General features: G+C 57.6%; 16 protein-coding genes. 3 read left to right on the plus strand and 13 right to left on the minus strand.

Annotated features, from left to right (window positions below; translation table 11 throughout):
* Positions 1-9: 9 nt before the first annotated feature.
* The 7 genes from DTA24_RS24420 to DTA24_RS24450 all read right to left on the minus strand — a co-directional run bounded on the left by DTA24_RS24420 (position 10) and on the right by DTA24_RS24450 (position 8021).
* Positions 10-861, minus strand: a complete 852-nt coding sequence (locus tag DTA24_RS24420) for a PTS system mannose/fructose/sorbose family transporter subunit IID (RefSeq protein ID WP_012542940.1) — start codon at positions 859-861, stop codon at positions 10-12.
* Positions 839-1618 (minus strand): PTS mannose/fructose/sorbose/N-acetylgalactosamine transporter subunit IIC, encoded by a 780-nt coding sequence (locus tag DTA24_RS24425; RefSeq protein WP_008807552.1) that lies wholly within the window; start codon positions 1616-1618, stop codon positions 839-841. The genes DTA24_RS24420 and DTA24_RS24425 overlap by 23 nt, the downstream gene beginning before the upstream one ends.
* 16 nt (positions 1619-1634) lie before the next feature.
* Positions 1635-2105, minus strand: coding sequence for a PTS sugar transporter subunit IIB (locus tag DTA24_RS24430; RefSeq protein WP_038422774.1), 471 nt, complete (start codon positions 2103-2105; stop codon positions 1635-1637).
* 14 nt (positions 2106-2119) lie between these two features.
* Complete coding sequence (locus DTA24_RS24435) at positions 2120-2542, minus strand: PTS sugar transporter subunit IIA (protein WP_012542942.1); 423 nt, start codon at positions 2540-2542, stop codon at positions 2120-2122.
* Between the two features lie 99 nt (positions 2543-2641).
* Complete coding sequence (locus tag DTA24_RS24440; protein ID WP_123837092.1) at positions 2642-5407, minus strand: sigma 54-interacting transcriptional regulator; 2766 nt, start codon at positions 5405-5407, stop codon at positions 2642-2644.
* A 134-nt stretch (positions 5408-5541) separates the two neighbouring features.
* Complete coding sequence (locus DTA24_RS24445; RefSeq protein ID WP_008807556.1) at positions 5542-6987, minus strand: tagaturonate reductase; 1446 nt, start codon at positions 6985-6987, stop codon at positions 5542-5544.
* A gap of 11 nt (positions 6988-6998) precedes the next feature.
* On the minus strand, positions 6999-8021 hold the full coding sequence (locus tag DTA24_RS24450; RefSeq protein ID WP_023339546.1) for a zinc-binding alcohol dehydrogenase family protein: 1023 nt from the start codon (positions 8019-8021) through the stop codon (positions 6999-7001).
* A 136-nt stretch (positions 8022-8157) separates the two neighbouring features.
* Between DTA24_RS24450 and DTA24_RS24455 the strand changes: the two genes are divergently transcribed.
* Both DTA24_RS24455 and DTA24_RS24460 read left to right on the plus strand, forming a co-directional pair.
* Positions 8158-9072 (plus strand): GntR family transcriptional regulator, encoded by a 915-nt coding sequence (locus DTA24_RS24455; protein ID WP_008807558.1) that lies wholly within the window; start codon positions 8158-8160, stop codon positions 9070-9072.
* A 179-nt stretch (positions 9073-9251) separates the two neighbouring features.
* On the plus strand, positions 9252-10613 hold the full coding sequence (locus DTA24_RS24460; RefSeq protein ID WP_012542946.1) for an MFS transporter: 1362 nt from the start codon (positions 9252-9254) through the stop codon (positions 10611-10613).
* A 3-nt stretch (positions 10614-10616) separates the two neighbouring features.
* On the opposite strand, the gene DTA24_RS24465 is transcribed toward DTA24_RS24460, so the two are convergent.
* Positions 10617-11453, minus strand: coding sequence for a GNAT family N-acetyltransferase (locus DTA24_RS24465; protein ID WP_008807560.1), 837 nt, complete (start codon positions 11451-11453; stop codon positions 10617-10619).
* Positions 11454-11485: 32 nt separating this feature from the next.
* On the opposite strand from DTA24_RS24465, the gene DTA24_RS24470 reads away from it, so the two are divergent.
* Positions 11486-12019: a GNAT family N-acetyltransferase gene (locus DTA24_RS24470; RefSeq protein ID WP_022065571.1), complete on the plus strand. Its 534-nt coding sequence runs from the start codon at positions 11486-11488 to the stop codon at positions 12017-12019.
* Between the two features lie 28 nt (positions 12020-12047).
* Here DTA24_RS24470 and DTA24_RS24475 read toward each other — a convergent pair whose 3' ends face one another.
* The 5 genes from DTA24_RS24475 to DTA24_RS24495 all read right to left on the minus strand — a co-directional run bounded on the left by DTA24_RS24475 (position 12048) and on the right by DTA24_RS24495 (position 18202).
* A complete protein-coding gene (locus DTA24_RS24475; RefSeq protein WP_008807562.1) occupies positions 12048-13058 on the minus strand; it encodes an Ldh family oxidoreductase in 1011 nt (336 codons plus the stop codon).
* An 11-nt stretch (positions 13059-13069) separates the two neighbouring features.
* On the minus strand, positions 13070-14671 hold the full coding sequence (locus tag DTA24_RS24480; protein ID WP_012542949.1) for an APC family permease: 1602 nt from the start codon (positions 14669-14671) through the stop codon (positions 13070-13072).
* 15 nt (positions 14672-14686) lie between these two features.
* Positions 14687-16291, minus strand: coding sequence for an aldehyde dehydrogenase (NADP(+)) (locus DTA24_RS24485; RefSeq protein ID WP_038422081.1), 1605 nt, complete (start codon positions 16289-16291; stop codon positions 14687-14689).
* A 14-nt stretch (positions 16292-16305) separates the two neighbouring features.
* Positions 16306-17226 (minus strand): dihydrodipicolinate synthase family protein, encoded by a 921-nt coding sequence (locus DTA24_RS24490; protein ID WP_008807565.1) that lies wholly within the window; start codon positions 17224-17226, stop codon positions 16306-16308.
* Positions 17227-17377: 151 nt separating this feature from the next.
* On the minus strand, positions 17378-18202 hold the full coding sequence (locus DTA24_RS24495) for a helix-turn-helix domain-containing protein (RefSeq protein ID WP_008807566.1): 825 nt from the start codon (positions 18200-18202) through the stop codon (positions 17378-17380).
* Between the last annotated feature and the right edge of the window lie 27 nt (positions 18203-18229).

Here is an 18229-nt window from a genome sequence, read left to right on the forward strand (position 1 = left end):
TCACTCCCGTTAAAACAATCCGATCCACGAACCCAGAATGCCCACCAGCGCCATGCCGCCAATAATTGAGAGCGGTTTAACTTTCCGTCCCAGCAGCCAGTAGACGATGCCAAAACTCACCAGCGGCAGCATGCAGGGCAGAATGTCATTGATAATGTCCTGCACCTGAGTTTTGGCTTCTCCGGCACCAAAGGAGAGAGGGATGGTGATATCGATCATTGAGGCGGTCATCGCCCCGACCACCATCAGGCCGATAATCGACGCTCCGTAGGTCAGGCTCTCCATCATTCCGCTCTTCTGGATCCGCTGCAGGACCCCGGTTCCCAGCACGTAGCCCCAGCGGGTAAAGCACCAGCGCACCAGAATGTGCGGCACGTTAAACACCAGCAGAAACAGGATCGGCCCGAGGATGTTGCCCTTCAGCGCCAGGCTGGTGCCGATCCCGGTGGCGATCAGGCGCAGCGTCCCCCAGAAGAAAGAGTCCCCCAGCCCGGCCAGCGGCCCCATCAGCGAGGCTTTGACGTTATCAATCGCAGTGGCATCCATGTTTTTCTGCTGGCTGTTTTTCTCCTCCATCGCCGTGGTGATCCCCAGCAGCAGGGTGACGATATGCGGCGTGGTATTGAAAAACACCAGATGACGTTTCAGCGCCCTGGCTAGCTCCTCTTTGCGCGGATAGAGCTTTTTCAGCACCGGAATCAGCGCGTAAACAAAGGCGAGATTCATCTGCCGCTCATAGTTCCACGAGAACTCCATCTGGAAGGAGCGCCAGAACACCCGGCGTAAATCTCGTGGCGTAATCCGGGTTTCTTCCTGCTCCTGCGGTTGCAGGGTCTCTTCAGAAATCGTCTTCGTCGTCATCGCTGACTCCTTGTTCTGTCGTCGTACGAGGTGAATTCAACGCGGTGACGTTAACCATGACCACCGCCACGATGGCGCCGAGAATGGCGATGCCGGTCACCGGGATTTTCAAATAAGCCATTAGCACAAAGCCGAGGAAAAAGTACGGCGCAACTTTCTTGTTAATCAGCAACCTGGCAAGCATCGCGAAGCCGAGCGCCGGGATCATGCCGGTGGCGACGCTGAGCCCGTGTTTGATAAATTCCGGGATGGTATCGAGCAGGGATTTCACCGCGTTGCTGCCCACCAGGAATGAAACGGTGACCACCGTGGCCAGCATCAGCGACAGCCCGAAGCCGGCAATCAGATGCATCCGCTCAATGCCCCGCGTATCCGCCCGTTCCGCATACCCGTCCGCCTTCTGGCTGAGCATCGGGATAAACATCCCCAGATAAACGTTTTTCAGGATCAGGGTCAGGGTGGCGATAGGCAGGCCGAGCAACAGCGCCGTTTCCGTGCCCGCGCCGGAGGTGATGGCGAACGCCACGCCGAGAATACCGCCCGTCACCACGTCGGGCGGGATCGAGGCACCAACGGAGAAAGAGCCGATAAACGCCAGCTCCAGCGTCGCGCCCATAATGACGCCGGTCTGTACATCCCCCAGCACCAGTCCGGTCAACAGCCCGGTGACGATAGGCCGGGAAATCAGCGACGTCCCTAAGGCATATTCCGATTGCGCGATAAACGCCACCAGACCCAGTAAGAGAGCCTCTACCATAATCTGTCCTCCGGAATTACACGCATTCCGTAAAAAGCTGTTTGCGATCGTTCGGGACCTGGCGAATCTCCACCTCGACGCCCTTCCCCACCAGTTGTTGTAGCTGCTCTATTTCTGTCGGCAGTAAATTAATCGCCTTAGAGATATTTTTACTGCCCTCTTTAGCCTTAATTCCGCCGAGATTTATGCTTTTTATTTCCCCGATAGCGCAGGCAATACGCCAGGCGTCATTGACCGATTCCACGACAATAAATAAATTATATTTATCGGTCACCCCACTTTTTATCGCCTCAATAGCATCATTGATATTTTTAATCACCAGTTTTACCGAGGACGGTTTGGCAAGCTTAATGGTGGTTTTCCGCAGTTCATCTTCAGGGACACTGTCGTTGGCGATCAAAATGCAATCGGCGCTGACATATTGGGTCCAGGAAAAGGCCACCTGGCCGTGAAGTAATCGATGGTCTACCCTTAATAACGTAATCATCATGCTTCCTCATTTCAGAAGTCTTTATCCATAGTCATCGCACTGGCAATCGTTTGATTGCAGTACTGAATGCTCTCTTTGGCGCTGGTTAATGCTTCAGTAATTAATTTTTCAGTATTCTCTTCCGCTGCGGAAATCAGCAAGTCAATAATTAACGGCAGATTTAAACCGGATAATAAATGGAAGTGTGGGCGTGATAAAAAACGCACAAACTCGTTATTCACACTACCGGCGAAAATATCCGTAATCACTATCAGCTCATCCTGTGCCGGGAAACGCGCCAGTAGCGCCTCCACCTGCTGCGTGAGATCTGACTCCTCTTCTACATAGGCGCACAGGGTATGAATATCCGGCTGTTTACCGAGGATCAGCTCCACGGAGTTCAGCAAACCGTTAGCAAAGGTGCCATGGCTGGCAAAAATATAGTGTCGTTTCATCCTTACCTCGAAAGCGCATTCCACTGCTTTCTTAATTGCAACCGGCGTGCCAGAAACAGTGACGCGCTGGTTAGCGCAAAGACGAACGGACTGAGGGAACTAAAACTCTTGATCTTCCTGAATAAATTCCGTTTCCCGCGTCAGGATATCATGAATGTAGCAGAGCTCGACGACGGGGATTTTGACACTATACCCGCTCTCTATGACACTAAAAGCCTCGCGGAGCGTCGCCAGCTCGCTCTGCGGACACTGCCTTCCGGAATAATGGGATGGCGACGCGTTGCGGATCAGGCGCTCTATCAGACAGCTGATATGCACATACAGCGCCACCTTGCGATCGTTGGGCACGTCGCAGCCGGCCAGATGCTCATAGCGCAGTAAAAACTGCTCGACCTGATTGATGACCTTTGCGGTATCGAGGATCGTCACCGACTCGATCACCCGGCGCAGCGAGAAATTTTTCAGGATCAGGTTATTGATCTCGCTGACTTGTTCAGAGGAGGCCAGCTCGCCGAAGATACGCATCAGCGGGCGGCTGCCCTGGCCGGAAATCAGCGAATCCAGCGAGATCCACGGCAGATCGGCAAGCTGCGGATCCAGGGTACCGACGATCGCCAGCACCTCATAGCGGCTGAGCATCGGTTGCCGCCGCGCGGGATCGGCGAGCGTTTCCACATCACAGGCCACAATATCGATCCCCAGCGCTTCAGGAATGCTGGCTTTTAACAGCGCCGACAGATTCGCTGCCGCGCCCAGACCGGTCGCGCAGGTCGTAAGAATCGCCCGCGGTTTATCGGTTTGCGGGTAATAGAGCTGGTGCTCAACCGCAAGGTCATCGCCGAGGTCGCGGACGATATCTTCCAGCATAACGCCCTGCAAAATGCGCTCCCCAACGTACATCGCCATCCCGGTCGAGACGTTATTAATTATCGCCATCGGCGTACTCAGCCGACGATTAAAATGGCGATGAATGGCGTTCAGCGATCCCATATCGACCAGAATGATCAACCCTGACGCCAGAGCGTGGCTCTCAATATAGGCCATCACCTGGTTAGCAATAGCCTCCGGCGTCACGTCGAGCGGCATATCGAATGACTCAAACAGCTGGCTTTTCAGCAACCGGTTCGCCACGTTGGCGATGCTGCTGGCGGTGGCGTAACCGTGGGCGAGGATAATTGCCCGGGTCACCTGCTGCTGGCTGATGGCGCCATTTTTATGTAACCACAGCACCAGCAGCAGCAGGTCAATGCGCCGGGGTTCAATGTCCAGCTTCAGCGCCAGCGCAGCGAGGATCTCTTCGCAAAAGCGATACAGCAGCGGATATTTCTGCGCCAGAAAATCCTCCAGCAGGCGGCTTTTCTCGTTGCTCATCGTGGACGGCCCCTGCCGGGAACGATGTATCAGGTAGTGGCTTATAGCGTAGATACAGTTGCCGTTAAACTGGATATTGAAGCGCTTTTCAAGGCGATAAAACTCCTCCCGCACCTGATGCGTTATCAGTAGCAGCATATGCGAACTATTGGCATCGTGATTATCGAAAATCAGCCGATCGAAGAGGGTTTCAATCTCCTCGCCCATGCTTTTTTGCGCCTCATCCCAAAGCGTTTTTTTACTCTGCACCGCCTCATACAGCGCGAGAACGCGGCACTGAGTATCGTAAATCAGCCCCTGAATCGGGTCGCGCGCGCGCAGCAGCCAGACCAGGCTGGTCTGCGGCTCGATAAGCAGCGGCTCCTGCTGGCCCATCGCTTCACTGAGCGCTGGCGTCGCAGCCATGATATTTTCCGGCAGATCGTGCAGCGTCACGGTAAGCATCTCGCTGCCCGGACACCTGGCCCAGGCCGACGCCACGGTGTATTTCACCACATTCTTCAGCTCACCGACGTTACCGCGATAAACATAGTGCGTCAGCACCTGTAGCAGCCGGGGCGTCAGCTGCAGCCGGGTAGCCAACGTGCGCGCCTCCTGCCAGAAAAACTGCAGCGTGAGCGCGTCTTTTTCGTGGCGGCTGCGGGTCTGTAAATCAGGCAGGCTAACGAGGATCGGGATACGACGAATAAAGGTGGTCAGAAACGTGCTGTGAATATCTTCGGTGGTGGCAAACACCAGCCTCAGCGAAATCGGCATCCCCTGCGCCGTTTCCCCCACCCGATAGATCTCCTTACGGTCCAGCCAGGTGAACAGCTTCTCCAGCCCCTGCGCATCCAGACGGTGGACTTCGTCGAGAAACAGCACGCCGCCGTTTGCCGCTTCAAACGCCCCGGCTTTATCGCTCTGCGCGCCGGTAAACGCGCCTTTGACGTAGCCAAACAGGTTGGCGGCCAACAGCTCCGGGTTGCTGGCATACTGGGCGCAGTTAAAGCTGACAAAAGGCGCATCGGGCGGCAGCAGCCCCTGGGCGATAGCAAACTCATGCATCAGCTCCGCCATATAGCTCTTGCCAGTTCCGCTGTCGCCAACGATCAGCAGCGGAAGCCCACCGTTGGGATAAAACAGCGCGGTTTTCATCTGTTCGATAGGCTTGCGCAGGCTACCGTCATGGCCGGTCAGCAATGAGAAATGATCCGCCTGCTCCGGCTGCCGGTCGCTCTCTGCGAGCAGTTCCGCCATGCTGGCGTACTCGCTGCGGGAAAGAGGGAAAAACTGCTGGCAGAAGGCGGCTTTATGCAGGAAATAGACTGGTCGAGTATTGATCTTCAACAGCACATCCTGGGCCACCAACTGATTCAGATAGTGGCTGGCGGTATTTCTTTGCATCGCAAAACGCCGGGCCAGGTAGCCAGCGGTGAAGACCTCGCTCAGGTTATCCGGATCAAAAAAATCGGTCTGATTTTGCAGAAAAGCCAACAGTTCCGTTTTACGCATGACATCCCCCTCTTCACCTTACAGAGGCTTATGATGCGGGAAATCCACCAGGCGTTGGCGCTAAATTCACTTTTTGCGGTTCGGAGCACAAAAAAAACGGCGCCCAAATCCGCGGACGCCGCATAACAAAACCGTTACAGCCGCGCCAGGGCCTCCCGCATTCCTGAGCGCAAAATCATTTCCAGATAGCGCGTGACCTGGTCGGAAAGGCCGGGAATAGCCGTCAGATCCTCGCCCCAGTGCGCGTTATCCTGTAAAACCTCCAGCACCAGTCCATGCAGCGGGCTCCCGTTCGCCACCTGCTTCCATCCTTGCGAGAAGCGGGTTAACCAGACGTCATCATCCTGCAGCGGATACACCTGTCCGTCGCGCTGGCCGCGATAGAAGGCGATAAGCGCCGCCAGGGCAAACGTTAGCCGCGGCGGGATCGCGCCGTGCTGGCGGATTGTCGTCAGCAGCTGCGGCAGGATCCGGGTGCGGAACTTAGTCATGCCGTTCAGGGCGATGGCGAGCAATTGATGGCGAATATAGGGATTAAGAAAGCGCCCGGTGACCGCATCGGCAAACTGACGAAGCTCCTCGGCCGGTAAATCGAGCGCCGGGATAATCTCTTCATCAATCGTCTGCTGTACATAATGGCGAATGGCTTCGTCCTGCATCGCTTCGCCAACGGTATCCACCCCGCACAGCCATGCTACCGGCACCAGCGCGGTATGCGCACCGTTAAGAATGGCAACCTTGCGCGCTTTATAGGGCCGGATATCCTCTACGATGCGGATATTAAGCGGGTAGCGATCCAGCCGCAGCGTTTCCGCCAGCGCCTGCGGACCCTGAATGACGAATAACCAAAAGTATTCGGCGGTATCAAGGAAAGCATCATGGTAGCCCAGCTCCGCTTCCAGCTTTTCTGCTTCATCACGCGGGTAGCCGGTGACGATGCGGTCAACCAGCGTTGAACAAAACGTATTGGCGGTCTCAACCCAGTCGCGAAAAGCCGCGGGCAATTGCCACTCTTTGGCGTAGCGTAGCACCAGCGCCTTCAGCGCTTCGCCGTTGTAGTCGATTAGCTCGCAGGGGATAATCGTCCACCCCTTATCCGCAGCGCCATTGAAATGGCGGAAACGTTCGAGCAGCAGTTGGGTCAGCTTCGCCGGGAAGCTAACCGGCGGCTTATCGTCAAGCCGGTCTCCGGCATGATAGCTAATACCCGCTTCGGTAGTATTTGAAAATACGAACGCGATCGCCGGATTACGAGCCAGCGCCAGATAGCTGGCAAAATCCTGCCAGGGATTGAGCTCGTTATTAACGGAGCGAATAATCCGCGATTCGCTCACCGCCTCGCCGCGTTCATTCAACCCACGAATGATCGTGGTATAGAGTCCGTCCTGGGTATTTAACGACGGCGGAAACGCGGTGTTGATCGGGCGAATAATGGTCACGCCCGCCGCCAGATCGGTTTGCTCATTCAGCAGATCCAGCTGCCAGTCAATAAATGCCCGCAGGAAGTTGCCCTCGCCAAACTGAATCGCGCGCGTCGGGTACTGCGGCCCGGGAAAATCTTGTCGGTTTAACGATTTCATAAGCTTACCTGCTAAAAATGAATAACGCCTTTGATCAGCTGACGATTGTTAATCACTTCGCTTTCGTAAATGTCCGCCAGCGACCTGAAATCGTAACGGTGGGTCAGCATCATCCTGGCGGTGATTTTCCCCTCGGCCATCAGCCGCCCAACTTTGGCAAAATCCTCTTCCGTCGCGTTACGGCTGCCCATCATCGTCGTCTCTTTCTTATGAAATTCCGGGTCGGAGAACTGCAGTTCTCCCTTAAACAGACCAACAAAAATGATGCTGCCGCCGTGACGGATTAAATTAACGGTGTTATTCATCGCCTGCTGATTTCCCGTCGCGTCAATCACTTTCTGCGCCAGAGAACCGCCGAAGGCTGCGCACAGCTGTTCGATAAACTGCGGGTCGGAAGGGTCGAGCGTTGTCAGACCAAGGTGCTGTGCCACATGATCGCGCCGCGCCGGGCTGGTATCCGCCACCACCACCTGCGCGCCGTCAGCCTTAGCGATCGCCGCCGCCCCAAGGCCGATGGGGCCCGCGCCAACCACCAGCACCTGCTCCCCTGCCCGGATAGCGGCGCGGCGCACCGCGTGGGCGCTGATGGCGAAGGGTTCAATTAGCGCTGCGGCTTCCGGCTCAACGTCATCCACCACCAGCAGATTGTTTACCGGCACGCAGAGATACTCGCTAAACCCGCCGTCCCGATGCACGCCGATCACCGAAATCTTCTCGCAGCAGTTTGTCCGGCCGTTCAGACAGGCCGGACACTGGCGGCAGGCGACATAGGGAATCACAGCAACCTGTTGGCCGCTCTTCAAATTAAGAATATTTTTACCCAGCCCAATTATCTCACCGCATATTTCATGTCCAAGAACACGCGGATAACTAAAAAAAGGCTGATTGCCGCCCCATGCATGAATGTCTGTCCCACAAATCCCCACTGCCTTTATTTTAATGAGCACTTCATCATCGCCGGGAATGGGAATCTGGCGTTTTTCCCAGTGTAGTTTTTTAGGTTCCTGACACACTAAAGTATTCATCGATGTCATAATAATTGCCTCCGTATTTGTTGGCTTAGATATCGATGAAAAATAGAAACAGAGTGAAACTCATTGCAAAATCTGTGAAATGTCGCGCACAAAACTGTTTTAAATCCGGCTTTAATGGATAAAAAAGGAAAACGTTATGAGTCGCTCACAAAACCTACGTCACAATGTTATTAACCAGGTCATCAACGATATGGCGCGTGGCTTTATCCCCTCGCCGCTACCCTCGCAAAGCGCACTGGCGGAGATGTATAACATCAGCCGCACCACGGTGCGCCATATCCTTTGCCACTTATGCGAGCGCGGCGTCTTGAGCCAGGTCAATCACGACTACCAGATCCTTCGTCAGCCGGAAGTACAGGACGGCTTCGATGGTTCCAGCGCCTCGCTGACCGAACAAAACCGTCTCTTTGAACAAGCGTTTTTTACCATGATTAACCAGCGTCAGCTACGCGCCGGGGAGCGGTTCTCCGAACTGCAACTGGCGCGTGCCGCGGGCGTCAGCCCGGTCGTGGTCAGAGAATTTTTACTGAAATTCAGCCGCTACAACCTGATTGAAAGCGAAAAGCGCGGCCAGTGGAACATGAAAAAATTTGAGCAATCCTGGGCCGAGCAACTGTTCGAATTGCGGGAAATGCTGGAAACCCACGCACTTCAACATTTTCTTAATCTGCCGGACAGCGATGCCCGCTGGCTGCAGGCCAAAACCCTGCTCGAGCGCCACCGCACCCTGCGGGACAGCATCGGCAACAGCTTTCGTATGTTCTCCCAGCTCGATCGTGATTTTCATTCGCTGCTGCTTTCCGCTGCTGATAATATATTTTTTAATCAATCACTTGAAATTATTTCCGTGATCTTTCACTTCCACTATCAGTGGGATGAAAGTGACCTTAAACAGCGCAATATCATCGCCATTGATGAACATATGACGATCCTGAGCGCACTCATCTGTCGCAGCGATCTGGATGCCAACCTGGCGCTACGTAACCACCTGAACTCCGCGAAGCAATCCATGATTAACTCTCTCAAGCAAAGTGAATCGCTGGCACATTAAGTACCGATTAAAAACAGAAAATGATTAGCAACAGCACAAATCCAAAAACGTAATCCGGCGCCCTCAAAAAGGTTATTTATGCTGAAAACAAGTCGACTTACTTTACTGTGAAACAGGTGGGTGATGTTTACCCCCTTCGTTGTCACTTGGTATTCAAACATAATAATCAGGAGTCAGGCGTGGAATCACAAAATATAACCATAGACCCGCAGACCGACTTTAAAAAGGGGGAAGCGGAAACCCTTTCAGTTCCCTTAGAAAATACACTACAACGTAGTTCTCGTATTAAAAAGATTCAAACAACGGCAATGATTCTGTTATTTCTGGCGGCGGTGATTAACTACCTCGACCGAAGTTCATTGTCCGTTGCGAACTTAACGATTCGCGAGGAGTTAGGGCTTACCGCCACTGAAATCGGGGCGCTGTTATCGGTTTTCTCTCTGGCCTATGGCATTGCGCAACTGCCCTGCGGGCCGTTGCTGGATCGCAAAGGTCCACGCATCATGCTGGGGCTGGGCATGTTTTTCTGGTCGCTATTTCAGGCGGTCTCCGGGATGGTGCACAGCTTTACGCAGTTTGTCCTGGTGCGTATCGGCATGGGGATCGGCGAAGCGCCGATGAACCCGTGCGGCGTCAAGGTGATCAACGACTGGTTTAATATTAAAGAGCGCGGTCGCCCAATGGGCTTCTTTAACGCCGCCTCGACGATTGGCGTGGCGATCAGCCCGCCGATCCTTGCCGCGATGATGCTGATGATGGGCTGGCGCTGGATGTTTATTACCATCGGCGTACTGGGGATCTTTGTCGCTATCGGCTGGTATATGCTTTATCGCAACCGGGAGGATATCCCCCTCACCGCCGAGGAGCAGGCCTACCTTAATGCCGGAAGCGTCAACGTGCGCCGCGACCCGCTGAGCTTTGCCGAATGGCGCAGTCTGTTTAAAAACAAAACCATGTGGGGAATGATGTTCGGCTTCAGCGGCATCAACTATACCGCCTGGCTATATCTGGCATGGCTGCCGGGTTACCTGCAAACGGCGTATAACCTCGATCTGAAAAGTACCGGGTTTATGGCCGCCATTCCTTTCCTGTTTGGTGCCGCCGGTATGCTGATCAATGGCTACGTCACCGACTGGCTGGTCAAAGGCGGCATGGCCCCGATCAAAAGCCGCAAGATCTGCATTATTGCCGGGATGTTCTGCTCCGCGGCGTTTACGCTGATCGTGCCGCATGCCACCACCTCAATCGCGGCGGTGCTGTTAATCGGTATGGCGTTGTTCTGTATTCATTTTGCCGGAACGTCCTGCTGGGGATTGATCCACGTCGCCGTAGCATCAAGAATGACGGCTTCCGTCGGCAGTATTCAGAATTTCGCCAGCTTTATCTGCGCTTCATTCGCACCGGTGGTGACCGGATTTATTGTCGATACCACCCATTCCTTCCAGCTGGCACTGGTTATATGCGGCTGTGTGACCGCTCTCGGCGCACTGGCCTACATTTTCCTGGTTCGCCAGCCGATTAGTGACCCGCGTAACGACTGAATCTTAACGCCCTGCTGACCGCAGGGCATTCATCGTTGCGCTCATTTCATACTGCTGCAGCGATAGCGGCGCATATCCCGCCGCGGCAAACAGCGGTGTAAACGTTTCCGGGACCGTCACCGAAGTCCCCACACCCGGGAGCTGCTGCGCCAGCGTCACCAGCAGCTCACGCGCCAGCCCCTGACGGCGGGCGGCGGGCTCCACCCACAAAAATTGCAGTACAGGCCGTGAGCCCGCCGTTGTTAGAACCGCGAAGGCGCGCTGTTCCAGCGTCACGACCTGACATGGCAGGGTGGCGAAGGTGAGCGGATCCAGCAGCCAGGGGAGCTGACTGTTACTCTCGTCAATGGCGCGCCGTAGCAGGGCCAGGGTGGGATAAAGCTGTAATACGCCCGCTACCGGAGCCAGAGGTTCATTGCTCAGGTAGCCGCAGAGCCCGTAGCGTCGCGTAAAGCCCAGCGTCTGATATAGCGCGACGGCCGCATGGTTATCGCGGATCACCTCCAGAGATACCGTCTCAACCCCCTGCTGTTGCAGGAGCATTAGCAGATCTTGCATCAGTTCCCGGCCCAGGCCTTTGCCGCGCCAGGCCGGGCGCAGGGCAAAGGCCGCCAGGCGAGCGGCACTTCCCCGGCGGGCGACAATCGCGATCGCCGCCGGTTCATCTCCGGCCAGCCAGACGCGGGAATCGATCAGGCTCATCCCCTCGGCGCTGAAACGCTGTACAAATCCCGCCACCGACTGGGTAACAGGCACCAGATAGGCTTCAAAACAGGCGTTGAGAATATCCGTTAACTGCACGCTGCTGAACTGCGTGGCGGGAACGGCGGTCAGCTCCATACTTTTCTCCCGAAGGCTGCTATGCTGAGGTGATGAAAACTAACACTATAACTGCCGATGCCGTATTACGCCTGACTCAGGAGAGCGATATCGCCCTTCTGCCCGCCATTGAACGTTCTGCCGCCCAGGCATTTCGCCAGATCCCCTCTCTCGCCTGGCTGGCGGACAGCGAGGTGATTAGCGTTGCGCGTCATCATGATTATCTGGAAACCGAGCATAGCCTGCTGGCGGAAGCCGCCGGGCAGCCGATTGGCTTTATTCTGACCGAACCGCTCGACGATGCATTATTTATCGTCGAAGTCGCCGTCCATCAGAACTGGCAGCATCAGGGCATCGGCCGGATGCTGCTGAAGCAGGTTATTGAGGGCGCACAGCAGATGGGCTATCCGGCGGTAACCCTCACCACCTTCCGCGAGGTGCCGTGGAATGCGCCGTTTTATACCCGTCTGGGATTCACCATGCTCGATGAGCTGACCCTGCCTGCCGGACTGGCGGCAAAAAGGGAACAGGAGACCCGGCACGGCCTGCCGCCCGAGTCGCGCTGCGCCATGCGCCTGTCGCTCTGATGGTCGGCCCGCCGCGCTCCGCGCTTTACTATGGCCGCAAGGCGCAAATCTCATCATGCAATGAACGGCTGATGGTAACCCCCTGCTGCTCACTCTGCTGACGGCAGGCGAAACGCCGCTCGCCCGGCAGCCGCGCCCCCTGATCCTGCATCGCATTGAACAGCGTTTCGGCGCGCGCCAGCTGCTCTTGTGCCTGCGCGCCGAGAAAGCGCTGCGGATCCAGCGCCAGGATAAGCTCGCCGCCGTAGGGGAGCCCACCCGCGCCGTTATCCCACGCCAGCGATTCGGCGCTGGTCATATCGCCGATAAGCGGCCCGGCCAGCAGCTCAACCATTGCCGCCAGCGCCGAGCCCTTATGGCCGCCAAAGGTTAACATCGCGCCGTTCAGCACCTCTGCAGCATCGGTCGTTGGCTGTCCCTGACTGTCGATTCCCCATCCTTGCGGTAGCGCTTTGCCGGCACGCTGATGCAGCTGGATCTCACCACGCGCCGCGGCGCTGGTCGCCATATCAACAATAAACGGCGGCTTATCCCGCCGCGGCCAGCCAAAGGCAATAGGGTTGGTGCCGAACAGCGGACGCGTGCCGCCCGCCGGGGCGACCCAGGCGTGGCTTGGCGTGCAGGCCAGCCCCACCAGCCCTGCCTCGGTCAACGGCTCAATATCGGCAAACAGCGCGGAAAAATGGACGCAGCGGTTAATCGCCAGCGCCGCAATGCCGTTTTGCCGCGCCTTCTCCAGCAGCAGCGGCAGCGCGCGCTCGTAGGCCAGCAGTGAAAAAGCGCCCCCGGCGTCCGCCCGCGCAATCGCCGGCGCCTGGTCATGGATCTGCGGCTCGGCATCGGGCGATACCTTACCTTTGCGCAGGGTATCGACAATGCCCAACAGCCGCCACAGGCCGTGGGAAGCGCAGCCATCGCGTTCCCCGGCGGTCACATTGCGGGCAATCGCCGCCGCGTGGTCGGCGCTAAATCCATTGGCGCTGAGTACCTCCAGCGCCAGGTCATAAGCTTCAGGTAACGATAGAGTTACCGACTCCATACTGTTCTCCTTTACTCTTCTTCGTCTCCGCTAAAGTTAGCCTGCGGCAGGCAGCTGCGCGCGCCCCAGTAGTAAATCCCCAACGACATCGCCGCCACCAGCACCGTATCCCAGGGGTGACCGATAACATTAAGCCCGCCGAAGCTGCCCAGCCAGGAAAAGAGGATAATCAACGCATAAAACACGATCAGCCACAGCGAAGACTTCACCTGCTGCGCCAGGCTCACGGTATGTTCCGGCACCTTACCTTTGCACATCACGTAGACGACAAACATCACGATTTGCAGCCCCAGCAGCCACGAGAGCGTATTCCAGCCTGACCAGTAGACAATCAGCGCCGAGATCATAAACGATACCGGGCCGATGATGCCGAAGGCGCGCACGCGGAACGGCCGCGGCAGATCCGGCGCGTTGCGGCGCAGCCCGGCAGCGGTCACCGGAGCGATGGCGTAGCTCAGCACCAGGGCCGCCGACACCACGCTAATCAGCTGTTCCCAGGAGGGGAACGGCAGCGTCCAGAAGATTGAAAGCCCGAAGGTCAGCCACAGCGCCGGACGCGGAATCCCGGACGCTTTATCGATATGGGTAAAGGCTTTAAAGAAAGTACCCGCCTTCGCCCAGCCGTAGATCACCCGCGGCGTCGCGTTCATATAGATATTGCCGGTGCCGCTCGGGGAGATGATCGCATCGCTTATCACCATAAAGGCCAGCCAGCCCATGCCGAGGGTAATGGCAATATCGCGATACGGCAGCGAGAACTGTTTGCTCACCTCGGCCCAACCGCCGTTCAGCATTTCGGTGGGGATACTGCCAAGGAACGCCAGTTGCAGCAGCACGTAGATAATCGTCGACAGCACCACTGATAAAATCAACGCAATAGGGATAGTCCGCTGCGGCTTTTGTACTTCGCTGGCCACCGAGATAATCGGCGTCAGTCCCAGATAAGCGAAGATAATTCCGCCCGCGCTGATCGCCGCTTCCACCCCGGACATGCCAAACGGCGCAATCCCCTGCGCGTGCAGGTTCTCCGGTTTAAAGAAGGCGAACAGCGTCACCACCACCAGCAGCGGCACCAAAAACTTGAGCACGCTGATGAAGTTGTTCGATCGGGCGAAGGTCTTAACGCTGTAGTAGTTAAGCGCAAAGAAGAAACAGAGCAGCAGGAACTGCACCACCCACCCCAGCAGCGTCGGCGAGCTGGAGCCCGGCTGGGTCAGCGCCGGAAACCAGGCCGCGGCATATTGCCGGGCGGCGACGATTTCAATTGAGATCAGGCTGGAGAAAGCGATCAAGGTGATGAACCCCAGCAGATAGCCCATCAGCTCACCGTGGGAAAAGACCGGGTAGCGAATAATGCCGCCGGCGCGCGGCAGCGCCGCCCCCAGTTCGCAGTAGACAATCCCCAGCAGCAATACTGCAAAGCCGCCGATCACCCACGAGGCGATCCCGGCCGGACCGGCGATGGAGGCCACGTGGCTGGCGGCGAATAACCATCCGGAGCCGAATATCGCCCCCAGGCCGATAAAGGTGAGATCGGTCAGGGTCAGCTGTTTTTTAAACTTACCCGACTCAGCAACGCGGGTTTGACTGTTATGCGTAGTGTGAATGGTCATGGTGATGCCCTTGCGTCAATGAGAGGAGGAAATCGCTTCCCGGGTCCACTGGCCGTTGACCAGGCGCAGCAGGTTCAAAGGGTTCGCATCCTGCAGCGCCGGCGGTAACAGGGCAGCCGGCGCGTTCTGCAGACAGACCGGGCGCAGAAAACGCTCAATCGCCCGGCTGCCGACCGAGGTCCCGCGTGCGTCGGTGGTCGCCGGCCACGGGCCGCCGTGGACCATCGCATCGCACACTTCCACGCCGGTGGGATACCCGTTAAACAGCACCCGTCCGGCCTTCTCACACAGCAGCGGTAGCAGGCTCGCCGCCAGCGGGCCATCATCCGCCTCAGCATGCACCGTCGCGGTGAGCTGCCCCTGCAGCGCTTTCACCACCGCCTGCAGTTGGGCCTCATCATCCACTTCCACCAGTAGCGATAGCGGGCCGAAAACTTCGGTCTGCAGCAGCGTATCCTGCGCCAACAGATCCTCGACCTGAGCCTGCCACAGCAGGGTCTGCGCCTGCCCGGCGCCGGCGGCGATGCCGCTCGCCAACTTCTCGATACGCGGGTGCGCCGCAAGCGCCGCCACGCCCTGACGGTAGTGCTGAAGGGTCGGCGCATTGAGCAACACCTGCGGCGTGGAGCCCGCTACCGCCGCGCACAGCGCCGACTTAAAGCGTTCCAGCCCGGCGCCGCGCAGCGCCAGAATCAGCCCCGGACGGGTACAGAACTGGCCGCCGCCGAGGGTAAATGACGCCACCAGCTCGTTTGCCAGCTCTTCGGCCCGCGTCTGCAGCGCCTGCGGCAGAATAATCAATGGGTTAATCGCCGACATTTCAGCAAACAGCGGAATTGGCTGCGGGCGCTGCTGCGCCAGCTGATACAGCGCCTTACCGCCGGCTAACGAACCGGTAAAGCCAACGGCCTGAATCGCCGGATGACGGACCAATTCGGCGCCGATATCGGTCCCGAAAATCATATTGAATACGCCGCCGGGTAAACCGCACCGTACCACCGCCCTGACGATCGCCTCGGCGGTCAGCTCGGCGGTGGCCATATGGCCCGGATGGGCCTTCACCACCACCGGACAGCCAGCCGCCAGCGCCGAGGCGGTATCGCCGCCGGCGGTGGAAAAGGCCAACGGAAAGTTGCTGGCGCCAAACACCGCCACCGGCCCTAACGCCTGCTGATACTGGCGCAGGTCCGGTCGCGGCAGCGGCTGACGGTCGGCTAAGGCGGTATCAATACGGGCGGCGAAGGTATCGCCGCGCTGGATCACGCCAGCAAACATCCGCAACTGGCCGCTGGTGCGCGCCCGTTCTCCCTGCAGCCGCGCCAGCGGCAGCGCGGTCTCCTGCCCGGCGATAGCAAAAAACGGCTCGCCCAGCGCATCGAGTTCATCAGCAATGGCGTTGAGAAAGCGCGCCCGCTGCTGCGGCGTGGTTTGTGAATAGACGGCAAAGGCCTCCTGCGCGGCTTCTGCGGCCTGAGCGGCTTCCTCACAGGAAGCCGGATAAAAGCGGTGGCCGGTGGCTTCGCCGTCCACCGCCCGCAGGCTCAATAGCGTCGCCTCACCGCTGGCAATACGGCGTCCGGCGATAAACTGCCGTCCCGCCATGGTCTGAGATGCATTCATATTGACTCCTGTGCTCAGAGGCCGACATCCGGCAGCGTCGGACGAGTGGCCAGCGCCTGTTCAACGATCGCCACCACCTGCTGGCGCGTTTCGCCTTCCAGCGCCAGACGCGGCGGACGGGTAATGGCGCTGCCGCGGCCCAGCAACTCTTCACACAGCTTGATGCACTGCACCAGATCCGGACGCGCATCGAGATGCAGCAGCGGCATGAACCAGCGGTACAGCGCCATCGCCTCTTCGTAACGCTGCTGGCGGGCGAGACGGAATAACGTTTCCCCTTCGCGCGGGAAGGCGTTGGACATTCCGGAGATCCAGCCTTCCGCGCCGACGGCGATGCTTTCCACCACCACGTCATCCAGCCCGGCAAACAGCACGAAGCGGTCGCCAACGGTGTTACGCAGGTCGATAAAGCGGCGGGTATCGCCGGAGGAGTCTTTAAAGCAGACGATGTTGTCGCAGTCAGTCAGGGTGGCGAGAATGTCCGGCGTCACGTCGTTTTTGTAAATCGGCGGGTTGTTGTAGACCATAATCGGCAGGTCGGTAGCGCTCGCCACGCTGCGGAAGTGGGCCGCGGTTTCATGCGGTTTTGAGGAGTAGACCAGCGCCGGCATCACCATGATCCCGTCGACGCCGACGCGCTCCGCCTCTTTCGCCATTTTCTGGGCGAAGGCGGTGGTGAACTCGGCCACCCCGGCGATGACCGGAATTTTGCCGCCGGCGGCATCCTTCGCCACCTCGATAATCTGTAGTTTTTCATCGGTGCTCAGCGAGGTGTTTTCACCCACGCTGCCGCATACCACCAGCCCGGAAACGCCATCTTTCACCAGGTTTTTCATCACCGCGTGAGTGGCGTCTAAATCGAGGGAGTAATCGCTACGAAACTGCGTGCTGACCGCCGGGAATACGCCGCTCCAGTGAATCGCTTTTTTGCTCATGCTCGGTTCCTTGTCGTCATTTTGTTAAGTCGAAGTGAATGAATGGTGAATATTCACTGACAGATTGACGTGTCGCGGAACCGGCGGCTTGTCGGTTTTCCCTCAATACGATGACGAAATTAGCACAGTCGGCAAAAGTGTGAGCCAGCGTTTATCCGAGCAGCGTGAGGCGAAAATCGCGCGGCGTCGAGCCGGTCATCGCCTTGAACTGGCGGCTAAAGGCGCTGTGATCGGTATACCCGCACTGCAGGGCGATATCGGTAATCGGCGTATCGCCAGCCAGCAGTTCGGTCGCTTTTTCCAGCCGCACTTTGTGGATCATCTGCCGCGGAGTGAGATGAAAGATCCGTTTGCAGTAGCGTTCGATCTGCGCAATCGACATCCCGCTTAAGGCGGTTAACTCTTCCATGGCGATCGGCCGGTGATAATGGCGGCGGATATGATCGTCGACGATCGCCAGCCGCTGCCACGCCGGATGGCGGGCATGAGCCTCCTGCAGATCGTGCGAGATCCCGGCCATGCCGATCACCTGCCCGCGGACATCGCGCAGCGCCAGTTTCTGCGTCAGGCACCAGCCGCGCTCGCGGCCATTGTAGAGATGCATTTCCAGCTGATCGCGCAGGGTCACACCTTCGCGCAACACCCGCAGATCCTGTTCGGTATAACCCTGACCCAGCGCGGAAGGAAAGACATCGGCGGAGGTTTTGCCCAGCAGCGAGGAGACGCTTTTGAAACCACAGCGGCGGGCCAGCGTCAGGTTCGCCAGCAGATAGCGCGCCTGACGATCTTTGATAAAAAAGACCACATTAGGAATGGCATTGAGCAGGGGCGCAATCAGCGCCAGCGCATTCAGCAGCGCTGGCATATTTTCCGGCCGCTGGCGCGCCAGCCCTTCGCAGATCTGGCTCAGCTCATCGACGGCCAGCTCAGGTTGGTTAACCGCGCGCGGCGGCGCCGCATCAGAAACACCGATCATAAGGCCTCCTCATGGTAAGTGACCGAA

Origin of the sequence: Klebsiella sp. P1CD1, from assembly GCF_003790505.1 — a bacterium.
In the GTDB taxonomy this organism is placed as follows: Bacteria; Pseudomonadota; Gammaproteobacteria; order Enterobacterales; family Enterobacteriaceae; genus Klebsiella; species Klebsiella variicola.

What these genes read in the sequence shown, in the direction of transcription:
- DTA24_RS24480 (WP_012542949.1), bottom strand. Translation starts at nt 14,671, where the DNA reads ATGACCATTCACACTACGCATAACAGTCAAACCCGCGTTGCTGAGTCG.
- DTA24_RS24450 (WP_023339546.1), bottom strand. Translation starts at nt 8,021, where the DNA reads ATGACATCGATGAATACTTTAGTGTGTCAGGAACCTAAAAAACTACAC.
- DTA24_RS24490 (WP_008807565.1), bottom strand. Translation starts at nt 17,226, where the DNA reads ATGAGCAAAAAAGCGATTCACTGGAGCGGCGTATTCCCGGCGGTCAGC.
- DTA24_RS24475 (WP_008807562.1), bottom strand. Translation starts at nt 13,058, where the DNA reads ATGGAGTCGGTAACTCTATCGTTACCTGAAGCTTATGACCTGGCGCTG.
- DTA24_RS24485 (WP_038422081.1), bottom strand. Translation starts at nt 16,291, where the DNA reads ATGAATGCATCTCAGACCATGGCGGGACGGCAGTTTATCGCCGGACGC.
- DTA24_RS24465 (WP_008807560.1), bottom strand. Translation starts at nt 11,453, where the DNA reads ATGGAGCTGACCGCCGTTCCCGCCACGCAGTTCAGCAGCGTGCAGTTA.
- DTA24_RS24495 (WP_008807566.1), bottom strand. Translation starts at nt 18,202, where the DNA reads ATGATCGGTGTTTCTGATGCGGCGCCGCCGCGCGCGGTTAACCAACCT.
- DTA24_RS24470 (WP_022065571.1), top strand. Translation starts at nt 11,486, where the DNA reads ATGAAAACTAACACTATAACTGCCGATGCCGTATTACGCCTGACTCAG.
- DTA24_RS24440 (WP_123837092.1), bottom strand. Translation starts at nt 5,407, where the DNA reads ATGCGTAAAACGGAACTGTTGGCTTTTCTGCAAAATCAGACCGATTTT.
- DTA24_RS24430 (WP_038422774.1), bottom strand. Translation starts at nt 2,105, where the DNA reads ATGATTACGTTATTAAGGGTAGACCATCGATTACTTCACGGCCAGGTG.
- DTA24_RS24435 (WP_012542942.1), bottom strand. Translation starts at nt 2,542, where the DNA reads ATGAAACGACACTATATTTTTGCCAGCCATGGCACCTTTGCTAACGGT.
- DTA24_RS24445 (WP_008807556.1), bottom strand. Translation starts at nt 6,987, where the DNA reads ATGAAATCGTTAAACCGACAAGATTTTCCCGGGCCGCAGTACCCGACG.
- DTA24_RS24425 (WP_008807552.1), bottom strand. Translation starts at nt 1,618, where the DNA reads ATGGTAGAGGCTCTCTTACTGGGTCTGGTGGCGTTTATCGCGCAATCG.
- DTA24_RS24420 (WP_012542940.1), bottom strand. Translation starts at nt 861, where the DNA reads ATGACGACGAAGACGATTTCTGAAGAGACCCTGCAACCGCAGGAGCAG.
- DTA24_RS24455 (WP_008807558.1), top strand. Translation starts at nt 8,158, where the DNA reads ATGAGTCGCTCACAAAACCTACGTCACAATGTTATTAACCAGGTCATC.